Origin of the sequence: Nostoc sp. (assembly GCF_036917815.1) — a bacterium.
GTDB lineage: Bacteria > Cyanobacteriota > Cyanobacteriia > Cyanobacteriales > Nostocaceae > Nostoc.
Map to the genome: position 1 here is coordinate 1 of NZ_JBALEK010000070.1, position 26171 is coordinate 26171.

Here is a 26171-nt window from a genome sequence, read left to right on the forward strand (position 1 = left end):
GAATAGGGAATAGGGAATAGGGAATAGGGAATAGGGAATAGGGAATAGGGAATAGGGAATAGGGAATAGGGAATAGGGAATAGGGAATAGGGAATCTGACTTTTCACGGTATCTGGAAAACCTCACTTCTATTTCTATCTTCCTTTAAGGAGAGAGACTTTGAATTTTCCCCCTTCCCTTGTAGGGAAGGGGGTTAGGGGGTTAGGTTTTTCACGGCTTTTCCACATAACGTGAAAAGTCAGATAGGGAATAGGAAGACTACTAAACCCAATGCCCAATGCCCAATGTCCACTCCCCACTCCCCACTCCCCAAATTTACCTTTGATCCCACTCTTGCGCCGCATCTTCTACAGCTTTATCTACAGTCTTCTGGTCTAACATTGCTGCTTGCAAGTTCTCGTAAATTGCCTTTTGCAGTTTGTTGAAATCCTTCAAAGTAGGGGTTAATATTTCTGCGTGTTGTAGTTCTTTGGCAGTCATAACTCGCGCTTTGTCGATTATTGAGGCATTAGCTGGAACATCTTTAAAGTAACTATCAGACAATGCTTTGATTGTAGAAGGTAGGACATTTGCAGCTTTAGCAAAGGCTAATTGATTTTCGTCATTGGTGACAAATAAAGCAAACTTCACAGCGCCATCTGGTTGTTTGCTATCGCGGGGAATAACTATGTTCATCACCGCGACATTTTTCTTGCCTGTATCACCAGTGAGTTGAGGTGCTATTCCCGTAGCTTGAGCAATTTTTGGGGCATTATTAGCGATCGTTTTTAGAAACTCTGGCCCGGAAGCTAGAAACACAGTCTCTCCAGATTGGTATAAATCGATCGCGTGGCGATGTCCTTGAGTTAAAGACTCTTTAGGAAGCAACCCTTTTTTATACAAATCTACCCAATACTGAAATGCTGCCTTACCTTGTGCTGAATTAAACGCCGCTTTTCCATCAGCATCTATTAGGTTGACTCCCATTTGCACCAAAGATTCCAGCACTTCACCAGAATCTTGCGGTACGAAAGTCACAAAAAAGGCATATTTGCCAGTCTTATCTTTAATTTGTTGCGCTGCTTGTGCCAATTCTGCGTAGGTCGCAGGTACTTTATTGATACCTGCCTGTTTTAAGAAATCAGTGTTATAAATGGTTAACCGCGTGGTGAGATACCAGGGAATCCCAAAACTCTTGCCATTAAGCGTCGAAGATTCCCAGATATTCGGCAGATAGGAGGAACGTACATCGTTTGGGACTTTGGCATCTAAATCTAACCAGGCATTTCGTCCGGCAAGTTGGGAAGCGAAACCCGGATTCAGGTTAACTACATCAGGTGGCGTTTTTGCGGAGACAGCTGTTAATATTTTGTTCTCCATTGCCGCCCAAGGTACATCGATCCAGTTAATCTTTATACCTGGATTTTGCGATTCAAAATTCGCAATTAGGCTTTTGAAGTAGTCGGTAAATTGAGGTTGGAGTTGCATTGTCCAAAACTCAACAGTTGCCGTTCCTGAAGTAGGTGGTTTTGTACTTTTACTAACATTCCCTGTGCTGCAACTTACAATCCAACTGGTTAATAAGCCAAGCAGTACCAAAGCAACAAGTTGTTTAAATTTTCGCAATTGAATCATTTTCCCAGTATTTTTACGCTTGATCAGTGTGAAAAGCTTAGACAGAATTGTTGAGATTATAGGCTAAATAAATTACCCGTGGAGACGTAATATATAGCGTCTCTACCACAACAAATTTAAATTTTCAATTTAGCAGTCCATCGGGCACAACTGTGGTAAAAAGTTTCACTAGTCTGTTTAGCAAATCAAAAAAAGGGGTCGGCATTGAACTTGCTCCCGAACGGGTAAATGTAGTTCAGTTACGCAAGCAGGGTCAAGGCTTGAAACTAGAAACCTTTATATCGGTAGCAGTTCCAGAAGGCGTAGTTACCGATGGTCAAATCAGCGACCCTCCAGCAATGGCGCAATTAATCCAGCAAGCCCTAGCTGAGAGCAAAATCAAAACTTCTCGCGTTGCTACTGGTGTACCAGGACGAGATTCCATCGTTCGGATCATCCCAGTGCCAGCAGAGTTAGATGACAAAGAACTGCGAGAAATGGTACTGAACCATGAAGCAGGTTTATATTTACCCTATCCTCGTGAAGAGGCTGATGTAGATTATCAAAAACTTGGGTACTTTGTAGATGAAGATGGCATTGAAAAAGTACACGTCCTCCTAGTTGCCACCCGCAAGGAGATCACGGATACCTATATCAGTACATTTGAGCAGGCAGGATTACAAATCGATGTTTTAGAAATTAACAGTTTTGCTCTGATTCGGACTATTCGTGAACAACTGCGACAATTTGGCCCGCAAGAAGCAGCAGTACTAGTTGATATCGAGTTCGATAGTACAGAAATCGCCATCATCGTTAATGGAGTGCCGCAATTTTCGCGCACAGTCCCAATCGGGACTTATCAAATGCAAACTGCCTTAGCAAGGGCAATGAGTTTACCCACATCACGAGATATGGAACTGTTACACGGAATGATCATTCCCCAAACTTCCCTAGACGGCGGAAAAACCGGCGTTACCGAACTCGATCCTGGTATGGCAGCCATATTGAGAGTATTGGGAGAACTAACAGATGAACTGCGCCGTTCCATCGATTTTTATCTCAATCAAAGTGAAAATTTGGAGGTAGCGCAGATTTTATTAGCTGGTCCAGGTGGTGGACTCCAACAGCTAGATGAATTCTTTACCCAACGATTGAGCTTGCCAACTACCCAAATAGATCCAATCCTAGCCCTGTCTTTAGAAGTTGACACTGAGAAATATCCACAGGTACAACGCTCTGGTTTAGCGATCGTACTTGGCCTAGGAATGCGGGAGGTATAACAAAATGTACAGCCTAGATGTTAACTTTCTTAAAGACCGTCCAGCATTCCAGAAAAAGCCTGACAGAAAGGGAGGAATAAGCCTAAAGTTTCCTACGGGAGATTTGACACTAGTGTATGTGGGAGTTGCAGTAGGTGTAGGTCTTCCAGCTTTATTGGGAGTTAGTTGGTGGTTGTTGCAAGGGAAAATTGTTGAATTAGAGGGAACAGTAGCACAACTAGATCAGCAAAGCAAGAAATTAGATACAGAAATCGGAAATCTTAACAAAATCAAAGCCGAGACGACCGCAGTTAAAGGGGAAACCCAAGCTTTAGTCACTGTATTTGATCAGATTCGTCCTTGGTCAGCAATGCTGCAAGATTTGCGCGATCGCATCCCCGCAGCAGTGCAAATTAAGAGCATCAAGCAAATGCCACCCGTTGCGGTAGCCGTAGGTCAGCCACCAAACAATCCAGCCGGGGGATTAGAAATTACCGGATTGGCTCGTTCTTTTAACGATGTCAATGATTTCTTATTGAGTTTACAACAGTCTCAGTTTTTGAAGTCCACAGAAACCAGAATTATCACGGCAGGATTAGTAAATGCCCCTTTACCTCCAAGTGTGGGTCAACCTCCTAATGGTGTAATAATTAAGCCACCACAAGTAGTTGAATACACCATACAATCGAGCATGAACGATGTTCCAGCTTCCGAATTAATCCGGGAGTTGGAGAAAAAAGGCACAGTGGGGTTAGTGACTCGAATTCGTAGTATCCAACAAACAGGAGTCATTCTAAAATGACGCTGAGTGATGATTTAAATTTTGGCGAACAAGGTGGGGAATTCGCGCAGGAAACGCCAGCATCCCCCACGCTATTTGGTATTGCTTTTACACCAAAAATTATTGGGATTTTGGTGGGGGTAATTGGTTTAGCGGGAGCAGGTTATATATTGGTAAACCTGCTAATGCCAGCTTGGGAAAGCTATCAGCAGCAGCAGGCGAAAACCTCCGAATTGCAAGGGCAAATTGAGCAAAAAAAAGCCAATATCAAACAGATTGATCAAGTTAAAGACGAACTAGCACAGGCAAAGCAGCAAAAAATTCAGGTTTTAGGTTTATTCGCTAACGAAAAAAGCTTAGATACATTGTTGTTGGATCTGAACCGCTTAATTGAGTCTGGTAATACTCCAACTTCTATGAGTACGGTGAGAGCCAAACTGGATAAATTTGTGCCAGTTTCTCAAAAACCAGAACCAGTTACCGATGGAAGTCTAGGATTACAGGTTGACAACAAGCTAAAACGCAGCAGTATCAATGCTGAAATTACAGGAACTTATGAACAAACACAATCGATAATTCGTAACATTGAGCGGTTACAGCCATTGTTAATAGTTAAAGATTATCAATCAACTTTGGCTCCAGCCGAAGCAATATCTCCATTAGATAAAATGCCGAAGCCCATAGGTCCAGCAGCGATTAATACATCATTCCAGTTACAGGTATTGATGCCACTTACTCCAGAAGAAATCGCAGCAGCAGCTAAAGCTGCCCCGAAAAAGTAGCGAGGGCGAATAGAATGATGCCTCCGGTGCGCGGCTTGGGCGAACGCGGCTACACAAACAAAGTCCGCCTCCGCGGACTAAGGAAAGATTGAGGGTTTGAAACCCACGGAGGTGGGTTTTGCTTGTGTAGACGCGGTTTCTAACCGCCCTTTTATAGCGAGGGCGAATAGAATGATGCCTCCGGTGCGCGGCTTGGGCGAACGCGGCTACACAAACAAAGTCCGCCTCTGCGGACTAAGGAAAGATTGAGGGTTTGAAACCCACAGAGGTGGGTTTTGCTTGTGTAGACGCGGTTTCTAACCGCCCTTTTATAGCCAGAGCGAATAGAATTCGCGGCTACACTAAGGAAAAATTGAGGGTTTGAAACTCAAAATTGTTTGTAAACAAGGTTTTATAAGGTGAGGAATGAACTGTGAAACAGCTTCACGGTAATAGTTTTATTTTAGGTACTGCCGCTTTTCTATTTTTGGCAGCCCAACCAGTTTGGGCACAAATTAGTCAAGTTACTGATGTCAAGTTAAATTCAGTTGATGGTGGAGTTAGCGTTGTTTTGAAAACTTCTTCAGGTTCGCGCCCCCAAGTTTTCACTACAAAAAGAGGCAAGGCTTTAGTCGCAGATATTATCAATACTCAATTACGATTACCACAAGGTAATACTTTTCGTCAAGATAGCCCAGCACCCGGAATTGCCTCTGTTGAGGTTAGTCAGCTTGATGCCAATAGCATCCGAGTGACGGTAACTGGCAGCAACAACACACCTAGTAATCAACCTGTGGTGCGATCGCCAAATGGAATTACACTCAGCTTTAGCCCATCCCCAGGCACTATAGCATCAGCACCAACGCCAACAGCACCAATATCCACAGCACCAACATCCACAGCACCGCCTGTTAATACCCCAGCCCAACCCGGTCAAAAGCCAGACGTTCTCGTTCCTAACCCGCAAGTCACCATTGACGGACAACCGGCACAAGCTGCAGGTCCTGGCCAACCTCTGAGTCAGGCTCCAGCTTTCTTACCTAGAGCCGTCGCCCCACCAGTGGGAGATATTGCTATTTCTGCTACCGATGCTTCTCCTAGCACCATTGACTTAGCAACTCAGGAACGTGTACCTCGTCTAGTATTGCGAGATGCGCCGGTGCGTGAGGTTTTGTCATTGCTGGCTCGTGCGGCTGGTTTGAATCTGGCTTATATTGGAGGCGAGCAAGGTGGTGGAGGTCAGCAGGGTGGTGCTGCTAATGCACCAGTAGTTTCTCAAACAATCTCCCTAGATATAGAAAACGAGCCAGTGCAAGATGTGTTTAACTACGTCTTGCGTCTGAGTGGTTTAGAAGCTAACCGCAGTAATCGCACAGTTTTCGTGGGGCCTAAACTTCCTAATTCCACTCGTGACATGGTTATGCGTAACCTGCGACTCAATCAGGTAACAGTGGGAGTTGCCATCAACTTTTTAGTTGGCTTGGGAGCAGAAAGTGCCATCAGCAGGGAACGACAAGTTACCAGTGTTGATGCTGTACCTGTTGGGAATGGAGCTACTCCCATCACTCAAACTCAGACGACGACGGAAACCAAAGTTGAAACTCAACGCGTTGATTTTAAAGACTCTAGCCCATTACTTAGAGGTTTACAGGCATTAGGAGACGAACGCACTAATTCCCTAACCTTGATTGGTCCTCCCAGGCTAGTTGAGATGGCGATGGCTCAATTAACTCAGCTTGATATTCGCCGTCGTCAAGTGGTAGTTAACGTCAAGATCATTGATGTTAATCTCAATAACACCCAGGACTACAACACTAGCTTTTCTTTTGGGGTTGGCAATAACTTCTTTTCAAACGATAGCGGTGTAGCAACTCTAAATTTTGGTGGTTCCAGACCACCTACTAGTACTGAAGTAACAAGTAGCGTTACTCCTACACCAGTGATTCAGAATCCAACATCTGCTTTGACTCCTCCTGTATACACGTTCACCAAGTCTCTTCTCACTAGCTTGCAGGCTCAGGTTACAACTGGCAATGCCAAGATTTTGACCGATCCAACCTTAATTGTGCAAGAAGGTCAGCAAGCTCTGATCAACCTGACTCAAGAAGTAGTGGGAAATATCACCGTCCAAACAACGAATACTTCTGGTGGCACTACGATAGATAAAAATATTACTAAACAAAACGTTGGCTTAACCGTGAGTGTGAAAATTGAGCGGATTGATGATAATGGTTTTGTTTCTCTATCCGTTGCTCCTACTGTCAGCGCTCCTTCAGGCACAGCAGATACAGGAAATGGAACTATTACTTTAGTGTCTCAGCGATCGCTTACTTCTGGCTTAATTCGCTTACGAGATGGTCAAACGCTCATTCTTTCCGGCATCATTCAAGACCAAGACCGATCAACTATCTCCAAGATTCCTATTTTGGGCGATCTTCCACTAATTGGTGCGCTGTTTAGAAAGACAGATAGATCGAACCAGCGTAATGAGGTGATTGTATTGCTCACACCTCAAATTATGGATGACACACAGAACTCCTCCTACGGCTATAACTACAATCCCAGCCCAGAGGTGCGGCAAATTCTTGAGCGTCGGGGCTTGAAGCTTCCTAGCAAGTAATAAAGATAATGGGTAGGTGAGTCACCTCTAGCAAAGGCTCAGATCCCCGACTTCTTTAAGAAGCGGGGATATTTTTGTGATCCAGCGCAACAGATAGTGTTAGTAGAATTGCTGATCTGACTTTTCACGTCATCTGGAAAAGCCCATGAAAGACCTAACCCCCGAGCAAGCTTCCCGACACGGGAAGGGGGAAAATTCAAAGTCTCTCTCCTTGTAGGCTACGGTGTACACACAAGTCTTCTAACATTAGTCCACAGTTTTTTGATCCCCCCAACCCCCCTTAAAAAGCTATGCATTATAAACATCTTTCTTAACACAAGTTTTGACAAAAGCCAGCAGTTATGTTGGGAAGGATAGAGAAAAAAATGACCAGGAAATTGAGAAAATGGCTGTGAGAATTAATAGAGTTTTAAAAAGTATCATTTTCTCATGACTACCTCGGTGTAAAAAACTAATAAGAGGAAATGTCAGAGTGAAAACAGCTAAAAAACAGACGCTGAGGATGGGGCAATAATTAACTATTGAGAGACTGACAAACCAGCCAACCCTCAACCAGATCATGTAGTCGGCTCAATCCACGCCAGAGAACTTTCACACCTGGAGAACCATCGCTTTTACGACCTAAAAACCCGCCGAGTCGAGCAATCCAATCGACAACTTGAGCTAGAGTTGGTGGTGCGGAATGAGGATAAAGTTGATGGTGAATGGTTGCATAGAGGACTTGCCACTCATGAGGTGCTAAAATCTGTTCACAACTAGCATCAGGTTGACAACGAGCCAAGTAAGTCAACCACAGCAAACGCCAAGCAACTATGCTGTAGGTAGCCAAAGCCATCTCGATTCTGTGCGCCGTTTCCAGTTGTAATTTTTCGATGCCACAACCACTTTTTAAGACATAATGATAACGTTCAATCAACCAGCGATAACTGTACCATCGTACATACTGCAAGACATCTTCCAGACTGTTAATCTCTAAAGTCGTCAGCAGTAACCAACAAATTGGCTCAATCTCTGGTGGTGGGTCAACTTCTGTGACTAAAATTGCCTGTAATGTTACCGAAGCTAGTAGTTCAGTTTTGGGGCGATTTTGCGGTGGTGCAATAGTAATTGTGCGATAACGCAGAGTCAGAGTAGCCATTCTCGAAGGTCGAGTCGGATTGCGTTTCACCGTCAGCGTCATTGTACCAAGCGAGTCAACTGATTCTAACGTTTCCCATAAATGCTCCTCACCGTCAGCCAAACAGCGGTTTTGCGTCGCTCGAATCAGAAAATCTGACCCCAGACGACGAGTACAAGCAAATAAATCATAAAAATCAGCTTCTCGGTCGGCAATCGTCACTACTTGTACTGATGGCGGAATGATTGACTCTGTTGTTTTCAAGGCATCAAGCCATCTAATACTTTCTTTTTCGGCGGTGGGTTTTTGTTTCCTGTGTTCGGCTTTTCCTAGCTCTTGTTGGTTTCTTGACCACACCTGTTGCTCGATGATACCTAATGGTATTCCCTGTGGGTCAGCGGTGAAGACTGTGTGGACTTTTAATCCTTGGGCGTATTTACTGTCGAGATATCCTGTTCCTGATAGGGCTTTGTGGCTGGTGTAGTTTAGTTCTGTGGTATCTTGGATTGCCAAGACTACATCCTGCTGGACAATTCGCTCTACGGAAGCATCAATATGTCCTTGTCTAATCATGGATGGCTGGATGTAGGGTGAATCCCAAAAATCATAGGTAGCCTTAGTTTCAGCCCATGTTCCACTGGCTTGAGGAATACTAGAAGAGGGTTTAGCACTTAAATTTTCGACTATTTTGATCAACCGTTTAGTTCTTCTAGCGTCTCCTAATTCGGTTCTTTCTAGTTCTTGTGTGATCCATTGTTCCATTTGCTGACTTTGGTATGTTTCCGCCTCTTGGTATAGACAATACACAACTTCTGGCTTCTGTCAAACTTTCTGTTAAGAAAGATGTTTATAATGGATAGCTTTTTAAGGGGGGCAAAAAACTCTCAAAGTCCCCCTTTTTAAGGGGAGCCACTCTTGTTGCACGTGGCGTGGATTTAGGGGGATCTCCAAGGGTTAGGCGTATAAAAAAAACTTTTCAAACAACCTCTTAGACCCAAATTTTCGGTAAGCTATTTCCCAATCCCCAATCCTTACTTTTCAGGCGGACAAAGTTGCTGCACTTTTTGAGGAAATTGCCGACATATCTGCTGGAATCCTTGAGGATTAATTTGCCACCAAGTAAATAATCCCAGACTTGTACCCCCCACAAGCAACGCCAACACTCCCCCCAGCATTACCAAACGTTTACCTCGATTAGGTTTTTTAATTAAGGTTGGTGGAATTTTTGGACTTGTAAGTGGTTCCTCTGACATATCCAAATCTAGATCCAAATCTAGCAAAGTTTGCGAACTTTCTGTAAAGGAAATTAATTCCTCTTGTTCCTCTGGTTCTTCCTGTATTTCTGCCTCTATAATCTCTTCTGGCAACGCCGGAGTCACAGGTACTAAATATTCTGGGGAGACACGGCAATAAGTGAGAACAACCGACGTATTATCACGCCCATTTTTTTCGTTTGCCAAATTAATCCAGTTGTGGACAGCATCTTCAACTGTCAGTTGCCCTGTTAATACGGGTATTGCATAATCTTGCCAAGATTGTTCCACCCAGTTATTATCACTTAAACCATCAGAACACAGTAGCAATATGCCGTCTTCTTCCACAATAAATCGCTGAACCTTAAGACGCAAAGATTCTGAATCTCTTGTCCCCAAGGCTTGAGTTAAGGCACTAGCATCTGGTCTAAGAAGTGCCTTTCGATACAAACTTTTAGCCAAGCGTACTTCCCGCGTTGCCACATCATCATCTACTGTGAGTCGCTGACAATAATTGCGAGTAATCCAATAGGCGCGACTATCGCCAACATTAGCCAAGTAAAGTTCATGAGTATTATTTGATTGCCAACCAGTACTTGTCTGCACTCGTTGGGGAACTTGCAGCGCCATGACAATAGTTGTCGCCATACGCTCTTTGCCTTGGCGTTTTTGTTCGTTATTGCGGGCACAAATTACATTATTTACCACTCGCAAGCTTGCTTCTAATTGTTCCTGCAACAACTCTGGTGGTAGAAATACAGTTTGTTCTGTTACCTCCGCTAGTAAAACACGAATTTGCAACTTTACAGACTGCACTGCCAACTTACTGGCAACCTCGCCGCCTTCGTGTCCGCCAATGCCATCGCAAACAATCGACAAGTGAGATAATAAAGGTTCATCTAAATCACTCAAAGCATTGGGGTAGCAAGCGTCTTCATTTTGCGCCATAATTGGGCCAATATCTGTAGAGCCTGCCACCTTCAAAACTAATGGCAATTCTGCAGCAGCTGCTAGTAGTAAATTATTGAGTTGAATATTAATAGCCTCTAACTCAATCTCCGTTTCACACATCTGCTGGACGATGTTTTGTAACCCTTTAGCTACTGATGTCTTTGCAGACGCTACCCAAAACTGCCAACACTCCCCCAAACTTTGTAAACTCAACTTCTCATCTGCTGGTGTTTGGTAAAGTTCCAATAGTCGCACACACCAACCTTGGACTCTCAAATTGTCTACTACTAGTAAACTGCGGCTAAATCCCAATTCTGATAGAGGTGTCCAAAGTTGGAGAATTTGCCACAGCCAATAAACTTGTCGTACCGCCGTGGCTTGTTCCCATGCCTCAACAATAGTTGGATAGATATTTCCTGTGTCATCTATCGGCACATTTTCCAATAAAAGGATATCAGTTGTATCTCCCTCAAGGTTACTAGCAAACCCATAAGCCTGGGGCAGATGCAACGGCTCTTGATATAACCGTAGATAAGGAATTACTTCCGTTGGCAATTCTTCAGGTACATCTGGCGGTAGTCCTGGTTGAGTATCCAGCCAAATCTGCTGACTAATTACCTCATATCTGTCTGCTACCTTTGTGCCTGGTGGAATTTGAGCAGACAATGAGCCAGTAGCCCAAAGATAGCGGTGAACTAAAGGAGTTTGACAACTGGCACAAAGTTTATCTCCCATAGGATTTATGGGGCTATTACAGCGTGGATTTATACAATAAATTATCAGTTGAGTAGAAATCATAAAGGTATAAATTTAAAAAACAATCAACTCATGAACTTCGATTAACTTTAGCTGGCAATGAATTGAAGGCTAGAATAAACTGGACTTGTGTACCGCTAGCTACACCTTGTTACTGAAATTAATCAAAATTATTGGTAGAAATACCAAGTTTTGTTTTCTGTAAATAACTTACGTCTGGCTGTATCTAATCGTAGAAATGCATTTACGTCAATGTAGAGTTTAGGAATGGCGCTATGCCAAGTTTTACCTTAATCTGGCTTCTGGCAGGAGCAGTTCTGTGTCTAACGGAACTGTTCTTACCATCGGCGTTTGTCGCCTTCATGATGGGAATTAGCGCTTTAGTGGTGGCGCTGCTGTCTGGAGTGGGTTTGGGAAGTGTATGGTTGCAAGTTATAGTTTGGCTGTTGCTTTCCACAGCATTAATCGTGCTTTCTCGTCGGTTTTTGCAACCACGACGACGCAAATCAAAAATTCAGGATGCAGTCATAGCTGAAACCTTAACAGAAATTCTGCCTGGGAAAACAGGGCGGGTGCGGTATGAGGGAAATTCTTGGCAAGCAAGATGTGATGATGACAAATTCACCGTACCACCCCATCAAAGAGTTTATGTGGTCAGGAGAGAAGGTACTACTTTGATTGTGATACCAGAAAATCTGTTGAATTCTTAGTTAATGGGGAGTAGGGAGTTAGGAGTTAGGAGTTAGGAGTTATCTATCTCCCTCATCTCCTCCATCTCCCTCATCTCCCTCATCTCCCCCATCTCCCCACTCCCCACTCCCCACTCCCCTTCCCTTTATTAAAATCAGGAGATTCACAATGGAACAGTTCTTTTTGCTCGTCTTTTTAGCCATTGGTGGTGGTGCTGTAGCCGGAACGGTGAAAGTCGTCAATCAGGGCAATGAAGCTTTGGTGGAAAGATTGGGTAGTTATAACAAAAAACTGGAACCAGGATTAAACTTTGTCATTCCTTTCGTAGATAGAGTTGTCTACCAAGGAACTATCCGCGAAAAAGTCTTAGATATTCCTCCCCAACAGTGCATCACTCGTGACAACGTTGGTATTGAGGTAGATGCAGTGTTTTACTGGCGCATCGTGGATATGGAAAAAGCCTGGTATAAGGTAGAAAATCTCCAGTCAGCAATGGTAAACATGGTGCTGACTCAAATTCGCGCTGAAATGGGACAACTAGAGTTGGATCAAACTTTTACAGCTCGTTCCCATATTAGTGAACTTTTATTACAGGATTTGGACGTTGCTACCGATCCTTGGGGTGTGAAAGTGACACGGGTAGAACTGCGAGATATTATTCCGTCTCAGGCTGTGCGGGAATCGATGGAATTGCAAATGTCGGCAGAACGACGCAAACGAGCAGCAATTTTAACTTCTGAAGGGGAACGCGAAGCTGCTGTTAATAGTGCTAGAGGTAAAGCTGAGGCGCAAATATTGGATGCCGAAGCTCGTCAAAAATCGACAATTTTGCAAGCGGAGGCTGAACAAAAGTCGCTGGTGATGAAAGCTCAAGCAGAACGTCAGCAACAGGTTTTAAAAGCCCAAGCGATCGCCGAATCAGCAGAAATTATCGCCCAAAAGCTCCAGACGAATCCCAATGCCCATAAAGCAGTTGAAGTTCTGTTTGCCTTGGGCTATCTGGATATGGGCGCGACAATTGGTAAAAGCGATAGCAGCAAGGTCTTATTTATAGATCCGCGCACTATTCCTGCTGCTTTCGAGGGTATGCGCTCCGTTATCTCAAATGGTCAGGTTGACTCTAACGAGTTGTTTTCTAAGCAAATCCCAGGATTAGAAAACAATCGCCCTAGTTAAGAATGGGGAGTGGGGAGTAGGGAGTTAGGAGTTAAGAGTGGGAGAGATTAGGAAGTTGAGATTAATTTCTTCCCAATGCCCAATACTTCGGCTTCTCTACGAGACGCTACGCGAACGCTCAGTACAAGTGCCCAATACTTCGGCTTCTCTACGAGACGCTACGCGAACGCTCAGTACAAGTGCCCAATGACAAATGACAAATGATAATTAATCCAGAACAGGTTATCAACGCTATTATTGCGATCGCTAATCCTTTAATTAAGGAAAAGATTCGGCGCAATGAGACTGTAATTAAATTACTTCAGCAGTTTCACCTCGATCCAGAGCATCCACCAGCAGATTTTAGTGGGGTTTATGCTTATGCTCTGGTAGAGTACGGTGTTGGGAAACCCAAGCCTGTTTTAGAACTTTTTCGCCAAGAGGTAATCAAACAGGCTTTCCGCAAAGCATTTGACCATAATAACCCCTCAATTTTACTTTCTGAGGTTGATGCTTGGCTTGATTCCTATTCTTTGGGTGATGACATTAGAAGTTTGGGAATTGACATTAGACGGGAAATTGCCGCCTTTTATATTGTGTTTGCGGAAGTTGCTAAACGCACACGCAACCCAGCAGATACACTAATGAGTCAACAAATTGGCTCTTTGCAAAAACGCATTGCAAATATCCAAGAACTACTTGACAGGTTGCCGACGTTGGAAGGTATTCGGACAGAAATAGCGCGGTTGGCACAGAATTCTCCCGCACTGCTGGAGGCTGGAACATCTACCGAAAATCAATGTCGAGCCATAGCCCTAGCTCAACAAATGCGCGGCTGGTTTGAAACCTTGGGCTACCGCTTTGAAAAGTATGAAATTTGGGGTGATTCATATTTTGAGTGGATTATCAATGTACCAACTCGGCGTAACCGATATGACCGCATCTTAATCAGGGGAATTGAAGGCGAAGTTGGACTTAAGGATATCGCTGTTTTGCGTTCTTCTGTGGAGCAGCAGAGAACTGATGAAGGTTGGTTAGTAACAGCCAGAAGGATTGCACGCGCGGCGCGAAATGAGGTAGAAAAGGAAGAAAACCGCCACTTAGGTTGTTACACTTTTGACGAACTCATTGACCAAGATGCTGATTTTACCGATTATCTCGATTGGTTGGAAGCGGAAATTATTCGACGGCAAATAGATATAAAATACGTTCCTTTAGCCTGCACAAAAGAGGAAATTGACCCCGATACTAAGCAACGCATCGGTATCAGTCATTATAGCGATCGCGATGGTTGGATTGATGGTTATATTGATATGTGGTTGGACGATCCCGCCAAAGAGCATATTTCTATACTAGGAGAATTTGGTACGGGGAAAACTTGGTTTGCTTTCCACTATGCTTGGGTGGCATTGCAACGTTACCGAGATGCCCAAAAGCGCGGTGTTGAGCGTCCTCGTTTGCCTTTGGTAATTACTCTGCGGGATTTTGCCAAAGCAATAAATGTTGAGAACGTTTTAGCAGGGTTCTTTTTTACACAACACAATATTCGTTTAACGAGCGAAGTATTTGACCAGTTAAACGGTATGGGTAAATTGCTGCTAATTTTCGATGGTTTTGACGAAATGGCAGCAAAAGTTGACCGTCAGCAGATGATTAATAACTTTTGGGAACTGGCAAAAGTGGTGGTTCCTGGTGCCAAGGTTGTTTTAACTTGTCGCACCGAACATTTTCCTGAAGCCAAGGAAGGACGCGCCCTACTCAATGCCGAGTTGCAAGCATCAACCAAGCAACTGACAGGGGAAACACCGCAGTTTGAAGTGCTGGAACTGGAGAAATTTAACGACGAGCAAATTCGGCTAGTGTTGTCGCACCAAACGGAAGCTGCAACAGTTGAACAAGTCATGGGAAATCCGCAGTTATTGGATTTAGCCCGTCGTCCGGTGATGACAGAGTTAATTTTGGAAGCTTTGCCAGATATTGAGGCGGGTAAACCTGTGGATATGTCGCGGGTTTACTTGTATGCGGTGCGGCGGAAAATGGAACGGGATATTAAGAGCGATCGCACCTTTACTTCTTTGGCAGAAAAGTTATACTTTTTGTGCGAACTTTCTTGGGAAATGCTGTCTAAAGATGAAATGAGCCTCAATTATCGGCTTTTCCCAGACAGAATTCGGCGGTTATTTGGTTCAGTGGTACAAGAAGAGAAGGATTTAGACCATTGGCATTATGACATGATGGGGCAAACAATGCTCATCCGCAACGCTGATGGTGATTATACTCCAGCGCATCGGTCTTTGTTAGAGTTTTTCGTAGCGTATAAATTTGCCGCAGAGTTAGGAGCATTGGCAAGTGATTTTACTGAATTAGCGCGGGTACGATTCCAGATAAATCATGATGTTGCGCCTGTTGATTATAGTTGGTCTGCTTATTTCAGTCGTCAGGTAGATGCGGCTGGGGAGATTTTGCCAACTCCAGCATTAAAGGGATTTATAAGTGAATCGTTAGAAAAATTGAGAGTGACTTTTGGTAAAGCACCTTTAACAAAAGCGGTGATGGATTTGTTGTTGGGGATGGTTGATATTGACGCTAAGGAGTCAGTTATCAAGATTATCGAGGGGACACGGGAAAAAAGTGAAGATGAAGTGGGTTATGTCGGGGGAAATGCTGCAACAGTCTTAGTAAAAGTAAATAAATTTGCTTTGAATGGAAGAGATTTAAGCCGTGCTGTGCTTAAAGGTGCTGATTTTGCTGAGGCTAGCTTGCATCATGTTAATTTTGCACAAGCAAATTTAGTTGATAGCATTTTTACTAAACTATTTGGTGCCATTTTTTCAGTTGCGTATAGTTTTGATAGTCAATTTGTAGTTACTGGTGATGGTGAAGGCATTGTTCGTATATGGAAAGTTGCTACTGGCGAAGAAATTTTGACTTTTAATGGACATACTGGCGGAATACTTTCGGTTGACTTTAGTCACGATAGTAATAAAATTGCTAGCAGTAGTCACGATGGGACAATAAGGCTATGGGATACTAGTACTGGTAAATGCTTAACAATTTTACAAGGACACAATCGTTCTGTATACTCAGTTGCTTTCTGTCCTAAAGGTAAGATTCTTGCTAGTGGCAGTTCTGATAATACCATAAGATTATGGGATATTCAAACTGGTGAATGCTTACAGATTTTGCGGGGGCATACTAATTTAGTGTACTCAATTGCATTTAGTCCAGATGGTGAAATGTTAGCTAGTAGTGGTTATGATTACACGATCAAATTATGGGATATTCAAACTAGCCAATGTTTAAAAACTTTAGAAGGACATAGAAGTTCTGTAAATTCAGTTGCTTTTAGTCCAGACGGTAAGATACTTGCAAGTGGTAGTTATGATAAAACTGCAAGATTATGGAATGTGAATACAGGGGAATGTAAGTTAATCTTGCAAGGACATAATCTCTCATCATTAATAGTTGCTTTTAGTTCTGATAGTAAGATAGTTGCTAGTAGCGGCGACCAAAATATCAGATTTTGGGATGTAAAAACAGGTGAATGTCTAAAAACATTAAAGGGACACTTCAATTCAGTACGTTCAATTGCTTTTAGTCCAGATGGAGATACTCTTGTTAGCGGTAGCTATGACAAGACAGTGAGATTTTGGAGTGTTGCTACAGGTGAATGCCAAAAAGTTTTACAGGGACACAGCATTTGGGTAAACTCTGTCGTTTTTAGCCTAAATGGTGAAATGATTGTTAGTGCAGATGATGAGACAACAGTCAAACTATGGAATGTTAGCACTGGTAAATCTGTAAAAATTCTACAAGGTCACACCAATTGGGTGCAATCAGTTGCTCTTGATAGAGATGGTGAAATACTTGCTAGCGGTAGTGCTGATGCAACAGTCAGATTATGGAATTTCCGCACAGGAGAATGCTTAAACATTTTGCGGGGACACAGTGATTGGGTACAATCAATCGTTTTCTGCCCAAATGGTCAGATACTTGCCAGTGGTAGTGGTGACGGAAGTGTAAGATTATGGGATGTAAAACTGGGAGAATGCTGGAAAGTTTTTGAAGAAAATCACTCAATACGCTCAGTTGCATTCAGTCCCGATGCTGAAACATTAGCTACTAGTAATTATGGCGGAGAGATAAAGCTATGGAATATCTATACAAGCCAATGTCTTAAAACATTAGAAATTGGAAGAGGCCCTTGGACACGCTCAATTGCTTTCAGTGCGGATGGTAAACTTTTAGCTAGTGGTACTCTTAATGAAAGCGTTGGGTTATGGTGTACCTTCACGGGTGAATGCTGGAAAACTTTGCAAGGTCACACCAAATCAGTATCCGCAGTTGCTTTTAGTCCAGATGGTAAAACACTAGCGAGTGGTGCAGACGACCAAACTGTAATACTTTGGGATATAAACAGTGGTAAATGCCTAAAAATTTTACAAGGTCATTCTCTTTGGATTCGTTCAGTTGCTTTTAGTCTGGATAGTAAAATGCTTGCTAGTTGTAGTTGTGATGGCACAATAATGCTTTGGGAGACTAGCACAGGTAATTGCATAAGAACCCTTAGACCAAAAAGACCTTACGAAGATATGAATATCACAGGCGTTACAGGTTTAACTGAATCTAAAAAAGCAACTCTCAAAGCATTAGGCGCTATAGAAGATGGAGCTTAATACTTTTAGCCTATTCCACTTCTGGTAATTGTGGAATCAATGCAATTGTGGAAGATGGGGAATAAATTTTAGGCGATACTTGATGGTAAGCTAGCGCAATGTCTACGACGGACTAAGTAAGTCGGTGCTAATATTTCCAGCTATGTTAAGGAATTTTCATGTAGGGTGTGTTGTCGCCAAGCGCCGCACCGTCAACAATCTCAGGTGCGTTGCTATAAGGCATAACACACCCTACAGCTAATTTATATTTCTTCATATACATTATAGACATTGAATTTTTCTCACCGACTTACTTACGCCTACGCACTTTTATAGTAAATTTTCAAACCCCGTTAAAATATAGTTAATCTTAGATAGTTTCCAATGACAGCCAAAGAGTTAGAAACACAGTTACTATTCCTAACACCAGCCCAAAAGGTTGAAGCAATTCGCATCTTAACCCAAGGTATTAGTAGCAACAATGATGGAATTACCAAAACCCCTAGTGTAATGGGTGCTGATGCTTGTATTGCCGGAACACGCATTCCTGTTTGGTTGTTGGTAAGTTATCGACGACAAGGTGCTAAAGATGCTGATATTCTAGATCAATATCCTCAACTTAGTGCAGCTAACTTGGTAACAGCATGGCTTTATGCTGAAGCATTCCCTGGCGAAATTGATACTACTATTTACGAACAAGAACAAGCTGATGCAATTTATGTCCCTGGTTTACCTCACCCTCAATCCCTCTCCTTATAAAGGAGAGGGAAGCTAGAGACAGGATTAAGTTTTGCATCTTATTTAATCCACGTTCCTAAGCACTAAATTGTCGCATTCTTCCAGTGATAAAATAATCAAGCTTTGATAAGTTGTAAATTATGACCTTATCTATTCAGTCAACTACAGCCTTAAATGTAGAAGAGTTCTTAAAACTACCAGAAACAAAACCAGCAAGCGAGTATTTTAACGGACAAATATACCAAAAACCTATGCCACAAGGAGAACACAGTACTTTACAAATTGAATTAGCTTCTGCCATAAATCAAGTTGCAAAACTACAAAAATTAGCTTATGCCTTTCCTGAATTACGCTGTACATTTCAAGGTCGTTCAATAGTACCAGATATTGCTGTGTTTGAATGGCAAAGAATTCCATTGCTTCCTAATGGAAAAATTACAAATAAATTTGAGATTCCTCCAGATTGGATAATCGAAATTCTCTCACCAGAACAATCACCCAACCGAGTTATCAGTAAAATTACATTTTCTATTCAAAATGGATCAAAGCTAGGTTGGCTGCTCGATTCGGCTGATGATTCAATCATGATTTTTGAACCCAACAAATTACCAGAATTAAAAGAAAAGCAAGATATTTTACCCGTTTTAAATGTTTTAGAAAATTGGCAATTAACAGTTGCAGATGTATTTAGTTGGTTGAGTTTTGTTTGAATCAAACCTACTTTAGTTTCATTGAGTAGTAATTGTTCAACTACATCGCTTAAAGCTTCTCTCCAATACAAAGGAGCGATAACGCTTGTATCTAAATAAATCAATGACGTTCCTCTGTACGCGCATTAATAACAGTTGCGCCCAATGATTCACCCTTAATCTTAGAGGTTGTTTGAAAAGTCTAAATTCATACCAGCCCTGGCGATTAGAAATCGCGGCTACACAGACAAAACCCACCTCCGTGGGTTAAAAACCTTAATTTCAGGTTAGTCCACGGAGGTGGACTTTGCTTGTGTAGTAGCGAATTATATTCGCCCAAAACTTTTCAAACACCCTCTTAAGAGAATCACGAAATTGTTTTATACTTGCTAATCGTTCTTTCTTTTGTAGCGGAGGAACTAAACGAGTTACAGCCTTATCTTGCTCTAGCAAAATTACTTCTTTTCCCCTAGCTATTCGTTCTAAGAGAGATTTTAAATTTATAGCTGCTTCTTCAACGCTAATTCTTAACACTTCATTACTCCTCTAGTTAGGCTTAACCAGTCCGCCTGCAGAAAACATAAGATTGGGTGACTACTGACCAATCTCAGTAGCTTGGTTTACTTGGCATTGACTGCACAACCCAAAAAACTCTAGGGTGTGGTAAAAAACTTTAAACTTATGGCTGGTTTCTAACTGGTCTTCTAAGTCATGAACGGGGCATTGATGAATCGGAATTGAGACACCGCATTGCAAGCAAGTAAGGTGGTGTTTATCTTGCTGCGCTAGGCTATAGAGGGCTTCACCATTAGCCAAATTCCGCACTTGTACCATGCCTTCGAGTTTTAAGGCATCTAGGGAACGGTAAACTGTTGCTAAACCCATGCTCTGATTAGTGTTACGTAGTTCTACGTAAATGTCCTGGGCGGAAATGCCTTTTTTGATGGTTTTCAGTAGGTTGAAAATACGCTCTTGACTGCGGGTGCGTATAGCTCTCATAGACAATTATTTAAATATGCCACTGTAGTTGAAGCTGTTAGATGGGCTAATCGATCAATTAACTTTAACCGCTTCGTAATCTTATTTTCACTCAGTTAGAGCATAAAGTTATAGTATAGCGATCGCAGCATTCAGAAAAAGCCCGTGCAAACCAAGTATCTAGCCAAAATTTTCGTGACCCTTCGTCCTTCAGTTTTAGACCCCGCTGGTGTCGCTGTACAATCTGGTCTTAAGCAACTGGGATACGAGAACGTTGACCAGGTGCGGATTGGCAAGTACATTGAACTCACCATCACCTCTACTGATGAGAAGAAAGCCCGTCAAGACCTCGATAACATTTGCGACCAAATGCTATCAAATCCCGTAATTGAAAATTACCGCTTTGATTTGATTGAGGTGGAAACACAGACTGGGGTATTTTAGGGATTGGGCATCCCTTCTCTACGAGACGCTACGCGAACGGCAACTCTTGGAGACGCTACGCGAACGCTCAGGGCAAGTGGGAATTGGGGATTGGGCATAGCTTATTATCCTCCCCAGTCCCCAGTCCCCAGTCCCCAGTCCCCAGTCCCCAGTCCCCAGTCCTGACTCCCATTGACTAATGACTAAATTCGGTGTCGTTGTTTTTCCCGGTTCTAATTGCGATCGCGATGTTGCTTATGTAACCAGAGATTTACTGGGGCAAGCAACTCGCATGGTTTGGCATCAAGAAACAGATATTGCTGATTTGGATGTGGTGATCATTCCTGGTGGCTTTAGTTATGGGGATTATTTACGCTGCGGTGCGATCGCACGTTTTTCCCCTGTGATGCAGCAGGTTGTGGAACACGCTCGAAAGGGTAAGTTTGTCCTCGGTATTTGCAATGGGTTTCAGGTATTAACTGAAGCTGGACTTTTGCCAGGAGTGTTAACTAGAAATCGGGATTTGCATTTTATTTGCGATCGCGTCCCTTTGAAAGTTGAGCGGACTAATCTCTCATGGACGCAAGCTTATACCAATAATGAAGCGATCGCTTTACCCATTGCCCACGGAGAGGGGCGATTTTACGCTGATGAAGCTACTCTCGCAGAAATTGAAGATAACGGGCAAGTCGTGTTTCGCTATGAAGGGGAAAATCCCAACGGTTCATTGAACAACATTGCCGGCATTTGCGATCGCCGGGGCAATGTGTTGGGGATGATGCCGCACCCAGAAAGGGCGTCTGACGCGATGTTAGGGGGTAGTGATGGCTTGAGGTTGTTTCAAGGCTTGCTAGAGAAGGTAGGGGCATTAGGCGGGTAAGGGACTGACAAATAAAAAAATACTCAAAAAACTGGCGAAAAAACTCTCTCCTCCTTATTCTGACTTTTCACCTTATGTGGAAAAGTCCACCAAAAACCTAACCCCCTAACCCCCTTCCCTAGGAGGGAAGGGGGAAAATTCAAAGTCTCTGATGCCACGTGCAACAAGAGTGGCTCGCCGCCCAACGCAGTGGCTCCTCCTTAAAGGAAGAGAGAAATAGAAGTGAGGTTTTCCAGATGCCGTGAAAAGTCAGATCCTTATTCCTCTGTGTTCTCTGTGTCTCTGTGGTTCGTTTATTTTGATAATTTATTTCTTGTCAGTCTCTAAAGTCAAAATATACTTTCTTTAGCTTCTCAACGCGATCGCCTTCTTGATGAATGCTTCTAAGTTTTGGGTAGCAGTGGGATTGTCAAATAGAACGTTGATTGACATTTTTAGAGCTTCACGAACTGAGTATCGCCAATCAATATCTACGGCTAATCGCACTGCAATCTGAATATATTCCGAGGTATCATCTGCAATTGTCTGTGTTACACCGATAGCTTGCAAGAAACCATAAGAGTGACGCCCCCGCATAAACTCACCAGGACAAGTGACAATCGGTAAATGACAGGCGATCGCATCCAGTGTTGTATTTCCACCCGCCCAGTTGAAGGTATCTAAATAAATGTCTGCTAAAGAAAGTAAGTCAAAGTAATCATCACGGGGTAGCACAGGAGAAAATACACAATAGTCAAGACTATCTAAACCTACAGCCGCGAATGCCCGTTTCAGACGTTCTTGAGAAATCCCAGAGCGAAGGAACATAAACTGAGCATTGGGAACTTGACGGGCAATTTTTGCATAAATGTAATCGTGGTGGGGGAGATATTTATAGGCAGCTTGACTAGAGATGTAGACGATAGCATCTTCTCGTAATCCAAAAAATAAGCGATTGCGGCGAATTGAGTCAACTTTGATCGCAGGATAGGAAATCCCAACACCAGGCAAAGGTACAAGGCTTTCGCTGTAGTGATATTGCCCATTCACCGGCTCCATCAGTTCACTAGATAAAAAATAGTCAATGGTGGGTAGTCCAGAAGTTACAGGTTGCCCCCAAGCCATACATTGAATTGGTGCTAAACGGAGTCCAGCAATACATAGTGTTGTGGCATCCATTCCTAATTCTGGAAAAATTAACACATCAAGGCGATCGTCAATAACTTGTTGACAAACCTGTTCTAAATTATTCGGCAAATGATAAAACTTTGTACTATAAGACTGAAATAATTGAGTAACAGCATCAATTTGATGCCCTATGTGATATGAATAAATTTCAAAGTTTTGATTATCTGCATATTTAAGCCAATTTAAGAACAAAACTGTCCCACTCCAGCTACACAAAAAATAGGAAAGATAGCCAACTTTAATTCGTTGATTGTTGCTAACAGATGAAATGGGACGCGCTTGAATCCATTGCGGATAATTTTCCGCCATAATTTGGTGAACTAGCCGTCCATATTGCTGCTGTAATCTCACATCATTCTTTCCCTGATATGCAAGGAAAAAGTTTGTATGATGGCTGATTCCTCTAAAAGCTTTTTTCTGCTCATCGGGGCTATTAAGAGTTATTTCTTGAATCAGTTTTTCTAGCCCATGCTGAAACCATGCTCGGTAGGTATCAATCTCTTCAGGAGTATGATAAGTTTCTGGGAGCATAAGATAGCTGAATATCTTAAATATATAGTTTTCAGGAAACTTTTCACTAACCTGTTGAGCGAAGTTACGAGCTTCCAGATAGTTCTGGCTTTGCTTTAGGCGAATAATCAGCCAGAAATACAGTTCTTCTGCTTGAGGACAATTGCTAATACCATTTTGCAATGTTTCCATAGCCCCTTGCATCTGGCCAGTTTTACATAAAACATCACTTAGCTTCAGATAATAGTTAATCTCCTGTGGACAACTGGATAAATACTTCCTGTAATATGGGATAGCCTTTTCAGGCGATTCACTATTTGCAAAATAGTCACCCCATCTGTGCCAAGATTCTCGCCGAGCCGCTTCATAAATACTTGGCTGTTGAATTTCTGACAAATCACATTTGGTAATTTGTGCAATTTCTTTCTGCTGAATAATGTAGCGATCTTCGTTGTTAATTGGAATATGAAAGTTAATTAATGATTTAATAATAGACCATTGTTGGGTGGTTAACTGACCCGTAAGCCCTACATTCAGGTCTTCAGAGACAGCATCTTCCAAACTAAGTTTGAGAACTGTCTCAAAAAGCAATGAGTTAGCATGATCCTGTAGTTCATCCGATAACCTTTGGCTGTCAATTAGCAGTGTGATATCTTCTCTCGCTGGATGTGTGAAAAGAGTTCTGAGAACATTCATCAAATCTTCGGCGATCGCAGTTTCTAAATTAGACCAGTCAGTAAAAATAATCAAATTAATATCTCTTAATTCATTAATTAACATAGCGTTGCAATTACTAATGACAACTTGCCTTGTGTATAGGCACTACTATATATGTTTTTACAGCAATGTCATCAGTAATACTAAAATAAAAAAGTCCCCGACTTCTTTACGAAGTCGGGGATCTGAGCCTCTCGAAATTTGCAGATCAAATATGATTCCCAAGGCTATTTAACCGCACATAATATCACTCAAATTGCCCAAGCGATCGCCCCCATACAATAATGAAACCGACAGAATCAAGCCTGAGAAGCGGCTGGCGAATTCCCTCTAGAATGGCTGCATTTTTAAAGCACTTTCTATCTTGAACGCACCCCATCTAAATCAAAGATTATACATGGGGATTGGTGCGCTAAGAAGCTGAAATACTTCTTGAGCGTTACCAGGGCTACTGGCGTTCTCAGTGTGTCGTTAGAACTTTCGCTTCCGAACACCCTAGTAAAAAGTCATTATTAGTAATACTTTTTACTGATTATAAATAATTAGTGAAATTGGTCTATGTCTCCAGCTATAAAGCTTTTACAGTACCGCAAAAACTAATTCTTAGAATAATAGCATGAAAGAATAGCTGTTGCTGCGCGTTTTATACTGGTTTCGCTTACCCCACCTCAAATGTAGATATTTTTATAGTATTTTTAGGTGGGGACTGCACGAAACATTTCTGTTCAATTTAAAAGCGCATCAGCTGATCTCGTGTGGCGAGATTAGCCTTGTGGAGGTCTAGATGGCGATAGTCAAGCCTCGTATCGGTCTGGAGCAATCATTCCACGTCTTGGCTTATGCGTTTTGCAGCAGGCTACTTGACTTGAGTAATTTTCGCCGAGTAGAGATGCCATCTTTGCTGCTCTGGAGTTGAGCCAGGAACATTATTGACTCGCCGCAGTACATAACTGCCGCGAAATCGCTGTGGAGTTCCATTTGTGGCGACCGCAGTCACAGTAACCGGAATCTCAATGTAGATTGAGCCTGCACCTGGGTCTGGTCTACCAGGTTTTCCAACCTCTACAGCAACAGACGTGGTGTTAGCAAACCCCTGCTTAAACTGCTCAAACGACTGCTTGCTAGCAGCGCCATTTCCCTCCCAAACCAAGTAAGCTTGTTTATAGTCAAGACGTGCGATCGCACTGTAATAATCACGAATGACTTGAACTGCTTTCTCCTCAGGCGGCTTGGTATCAGCAGCATTTTTTGTGGGAGGGGTTGGACTGGACGCAATGAGATTTGCAACCGATGGAGTCTTCGCAGCAGGTTGTTGTGATTTGGCAGAGTTATTACAGCCTGCGATCGCGATCGCAAATAGCATTGCTCCAACAATCATACGATGCTGTTTTAACCAGATGTATGAAAAGTTCATCATTGACAAAGATACTTCTTTGTAATTCCACATATTAAAAATGCAATCTATACAAACATTGACAATTTTAGATGAGTATGCGTTTATAATCTTTACTTGTGGCCCAAAAAACTATAAATATCTCTGGCTTAAGGTTCAGCATACTTGCAGGTAGTGTAGTTTCGCTCATTGTTGAGGATTTATATTTGCAGTTGACTAAACCTGTGGCAGTTAGGCGCTGAATCCTTCGTCAATCATTGCACTGTCGGCTTGGATAGCCAATGCCTGAAGGCCAAGCGCCTGAACGATCCAGCGATTTCCTTGACGCCATCGCCTAGATAACCAGCAATGCTCACGATCCAGCGATCGCTATCAAGAGCCAATATAACTCCACAGCGCCAGCCGTTTCTACGTCTAAAGATACAAGTTTATTTAATTTTGAGAGATTAATCAGAGATTAATGAGATATTAAGTTGAAAAACTAATTCAGATAGAAACTTATGACAACCGAGCAAGAGCTTCAATCTCTTTTTAATACCTTAGATAGCGATCAAGATGGCAAAGTATCCATTAATGATCTTTTTTTAAGTCCTGGCTTAAGTGCAATCATTTCATCAGAAACAAATACCACTAGTCCCCAGGAATTACTAGTAAATTATGATTCAGACAAAGATGGCAGTATTACGTTTGAAGAGTTAAAGGGAGCAGTTGAGAAAGCAAATAATTTAAACTAGCAACCCAATCCCTAACACCCAATACCCAAAAATCCCTCAAAGCGCCCACGCTTTGAGGGGTTTGCAATTTGGTCATTGGTGACTCGCTAGCCCAAAAGAGATTACCTTGGAGGTGAAAGGCTGGCTTTTTGCGATTCTGGGAGGGGAGAGGAGCGATCACCCCGCTTTCTTAAATCTAAATTGAAGAAGGCAGAAGGCAGAAGGCTTTTATGTTTCGTTCAGATGGGGATTCAAATCCTCTTCTGTTCGAGAGCCACCAAATTTTCAATTTGGTGGGGGTCTTAAACCCTTGCTCCCTCCGGTCGCGCAGACGGTTCGGGCAATCATATCATGTCCGCTTGATTGCTTATT

Annotated in this window: 19 protein-coding genes; 12 read left to right on the plus strand and 7 right to left on the minus strand. The window is 42.6% G+C overall.

Annotated features, from left to right (window positions below; genetic code table 11):
* Nucleotides 1-315: 315 nt before the first annotated feature.
* Nucleotides 316-1614, minus strand: coding sequence for an ABC transporter substrate-binding protein (locus V7K97_RS22315; protein WP_334803173.1), 1299 nt, complete (start codon nt 1612-1614; stop codon nt 316-318).
* 152 nt (nt 1615-1766) lie between these two features.
* On the opposite strand from V7K97_RS22315, the gene pilM reads away from it, so the two are divergent.
* The 4 genes from pilM to V7K97_RS22335 all read left to right on the plus strand — a co-directional run bounded on the left by pilM (nt 1767) and on the right by V7K97_RS22335 (nt 7014).
* The gene (gene pilM, locus V7K97_RS22320; protein ID WP_334803174.1) at nt 1767-2873 is read left to right on the plus strand and encodes a type IV pilus biogenesis protein PilM; all 1107 of its coding nucleotides are present in this window, start codon (nt 1767-1769) and stop codon (nt 2871-2873) included.
* A 4-nt stretch (nt 2874-2877) separates the two neighbouring features.
* Entirely contained in the window at nt 2878-3654 is a 777-nt protein-coding gene (locus V7K97_RS22325) for a PilN domain-containing protein (protein ID WP_334803175.1), read from the plus strand.
* On the plus strand, nt 3651-4415 hold the full coding sequence (locus V7K97_RS22330; RefSeq protein WP_334803176.1) for a pilus assembly protein PilO: 765 nt from the start codon (nt 3651-3653) through the stop codon (nt 4413-4415). Before V7K97_RS22325 ends, V7K97_RS22330 begins: the two co-directional genes overlap by 4 nt.
* A 412-nt stretch (nt 4416-4827) precedes the next feature.
* A complete protein-coding gene (locus V7K97_RS22335; protein ID WP_334803177.1) occupies nt 4828-7014 on the plus strand; it encodes an AMIN domain-containing protein in 2187 nt (728 codons plus the stop codon).
* Nucleotides 7015-7528: 514 nt separating this feature from the next.
* Here the strand turns inward: V7K97_RS22335 and V7K97_RS22340 are convergent.
* Together V7K97_RS22340 and V7K97_RS22345 are read right to left on the minus strand one after the other, a co-directional pair.
* On the minus strand, nt 7529-8893 hold the full coding sequence (locus V7K97_RS22340; protein WP_334803178.1) for an IS4 family transposase: 1365 nt from the start codon (nt 8891-8893) through the stop codon (nt 7529-7531).
* A 269-nt stretch (nt 8894-9162) separates the two neighbouring features.
* Nucleotides 9163-11133 (minus strand): protein phosphatase 2C domain-containing protein, encoded by a 1971-nt coding sequence (locus V7K97_RS22345; RefSeq protein ID WP_334803179.1) that lies wholly within the window; start codon nt 11131-11133, stop codon nt 9163-9165.
* Nucleotides 11134-11366: 233 nt separating this feature from the next.
* Between V7K97_RS22345 and V7K97_RS22350 the strand changes: the two genes are divergently transcribed.
* From V7K97_RS22350 to V7K97_RS22370, 5 genes are all read left to right on the plus strand, one after another.
* A complete protein-coding gene (locus V7K97_RS22350) occupies nt 11367-11801 on the plus strand; it encodes an NfeD family protein (protein WP_334803180.1) in 435 nt (144 codons plus the stop codon).
* Between the two features lie 148 nt (nt 11802-11949).
* On the plus strand, nt 11950-12957 hold the full coding sequence (locus V7K97_RS22355) for an SPFH domain-containing protein (protein WP_334803181.1): 1008 nt from the start codon (nt 11950-11952) through the stop codon (nt 12955-12957).
* Between the two features lie 200 nt (nt 12958-13157).
* On the plus strand, nt 13158-17612 hold the full coding sequence (locus V7K97_RS22360; protein ID WP_334803182.1) for an NACHT domain-containing protein: 4455 nt from the start codon (nt 13158-13160) through the stop codon (nt 17610-17612).
* 363 nt (nt 17613-17975) lie between these two features.
* A complete protein-coding gene (locus V7K97_RS22365) occupies nt 17976-18350 on the plus strand; it encodes a DUF433 domain-containing protein (protein WP_334803183.1) in 375 nt (124 codons plus the stop codon).
* A 119-nt stretch (nt 18351-18469) separates the two neighbouring features.
* Nucleotides 18470-19039 carry a Uma2 family endonuclease gene (locus tag V7K97_RS22370; RefSeq protein WP_334803184.1) on the plus strand — a complete coding sequence of 190 codons (570 nt, stop codon included), beginning with the start codon at nt 18470-18472 and terminating at the stop codon, nt 19037-19039.
* A gap of 261 nt (nt 19040-19300) precedes the next feature.
* Here V7K97_RS22370 and V7K97_RS22375 read toward each other — a convergent pair whose 3' ends face one another.
* Together V7K97_RS22375 and V7K97_RS22380 are read right to left on the minus strand one after the other, a co-directional pair.
* Complete coding sequence (locus V7K97_RS22375) at nt 19301-19552, minus strand: type II toxin-antitoxin system Phd/YefM family antitoxin (protein WP_334803185.1); 252 nt, start codon at nt 19550-19552, stop codon at nt 19301-19303.
* Nucleotides 19553-19612: 60 nt separating this feature from the next.
* Entirely contained in the window at nt 19613-20017 is a 405-nt protein-coding gene (locus tag V7K97_RS22380; RefSeq protein WP_334803186.1) for a Fur family transcriptional regulator, read from the minus strand.
* Nucleotides 20018-20161: 144 nt separating this feature from the next.
* On the opposite strand from V7K97_RS22380, the gene purS reads away from it, so the two are divergent.
* Complete coding sequence (gene purS / locus V7K97_RS22385) at nt 20162-20440, plus strand: phosphoribosylformylglycinamidine synthase subunit PurS (RefSeq protein WP_292720146.1); 279 nt, start codon at nt 20162-20164, stop codon at nt 20438-20440.
* A 178-nt stretch (nt 20441-20618) separates the two neighbouring features.
* On the plus strand, nt 20619-21299 hold the full coding sequence (purQ, locus tag V7K97_RS22390; protein ID WP_334803187.1) for a phosphoribosylformylglycinamidine synthase subunit PurQ: 681 nt from the start codon (nt 20619-20621) through the stop codon (nt 21297-21299).
* A gap of 345 nt (nt 21300-21644) precedes the next feature.
* Here the strand turns inward: purQ and V7K97_RS22395 are convergent, their stop codons facing one another.
* The gene (locus V7K97_RS22395) at nt 21645-23756 is read right to left on the minus strand and encodes an O-linked N-acetylglucosamine transferase, SPINDLY family protein (protein WP_334803188.1); all 2112 of its coding nucleotides are present in this window, start codon (nt 23754-23756) and stop codon (nt 21645-21647) included.
* A gap of 793 nt (nt 23757-24549) precedes the next feature.
* Nucleotides 24550-25110: a hypothetical protein gene (locus tag V7K97_RS22400; RefSeq protein ID WP_334803189.1), complete on the minus strand. Its 561-nt coding sequence runs from the start codon at nt 25108-25110 to the stop codon at nt 24550-24552.
* A gap of 476 nt (nt 25111-25586) precedes the next feature.
* Here V7K97_RS22400 and V7K97_RS22405 point away from each other — a divergent pair, with 476 nt between their 5' ends.
* Nucleotides 25587-25820 (plus strand): EF-hand domain-containing protein, encoded by a 234-nt coding sequence (locus tag V7K97_RS22405; RefSeq protein ID WP_292708282.1) that lies wholly within the window; start codon nt 25587-25589, stop codon nt 25818-25820.
* Nucleotides 25821-26171: the final 351 nt, after the last annotated feature.

Bases quoted from the DNA above. Each gene is read 5' to 3' on its own strand.
- V7K97_RS22315 (WP_334803173.1), bottom strand. From the start codon at position 1,614: ATGATTCAATTGCGAAAATTTAAACAACTTGTTGCTTTGGTACTGCTT.
- V7K97_RS22325 (WP_334803175.1), top strand. From the start codon at position 2,878: ATGTACAGCCTAGATGTTAACTTTCTTAAAGACCGTCCAGCATTCCAG.
- V7K97_RS22330 (WP_334803176.1), top strand. From the start codon at position 3,651: ATGACGCTGAGTGATGATTTAAATTTTGGCGAACAAGGTGGGGAATTC.
- V7K97_RS22340 (WP_334803178.1), bottom strand. From the start codon at position 8,893: ATGGAACAATGGATCACACAAGAACTAGAAAGAACCGAATTAGGAGAC.
- V7K97_RS22345 (WP_334803179.1), bottom strand. From the start codon at position 11,133: ATGATTTCTACTCAACTGATAATTTATTGTATAAATCCACGCTGTAAT.
- V7K97_RS22350 (WP_334803180.1), top strand. From the start codon at position 11,367: ATGCCAAGTTTTACCTTAATCTGGCTTCTGGCAGGAGCAGTTCTGTGT.
- V7K97_RS22355 (WP_334803181.1), top strand. From the start codon at position 11,950: ATGGAACAGTTCTTTTTGCTCGTCTTTTTAGCCATTGGTGGTGGTGCT.
- V7K97_RS22360 (WP_334803182.1), top strand. From the start codon at position 13,158: ATGATAATTAATCCAGAACAGGTTATCAACGCTATTATTGCGATCGCT.
- V7K97_RS22365 (WP_334803183.1), top strand. From the start codon at position 17,976: ATGACAGCCAAAGAGTTAGAAACACAGTTACTATTCCTAACACCAGCC.
- V7K97_RS22370 (WP_334803184.1), top strand. From the start codon at position 18,470: ATGACCTTATCTATTCAGTCAACTACAGCCTTAAATGTAGAAGAGTTC.
- V7K97_RS22380 (WP_334803186.1), bottom strand. From the start codon at position 20,017: ATGAGAGCTATACGCACCCGCAGTCAAGAGCGTATTTTCAACCTACTG.
- purQ (WP_334803187.1), top strand. From the start codon at position 20,619: ATGACTAAATTCGGTGTCGTTGTTTTTCCCGGTTCTAATTGCGATCGC.
- V7K97_RS22395 (WP_334803188.1), bottom strand. From the start codon at position 23,756: ATGTTAATTAATGAATTAAGAGATATTAATTTGATTATTTTTACTGAC.
- V7K97_RS22400 (WP_334803189.1), bottom strand. From the start codon at position 25,110: ATGATGAACTTTTCATACATCTGGTTAAAACAGCATCGTATGATTGTT.
- V7K97_RS22405 (WP_292708282.1), top strand. From the start codon at position 25,587: ATGACAACCGAGCAAGAGCTTCAATCTCTTTTTAATACCTTAGATAGC.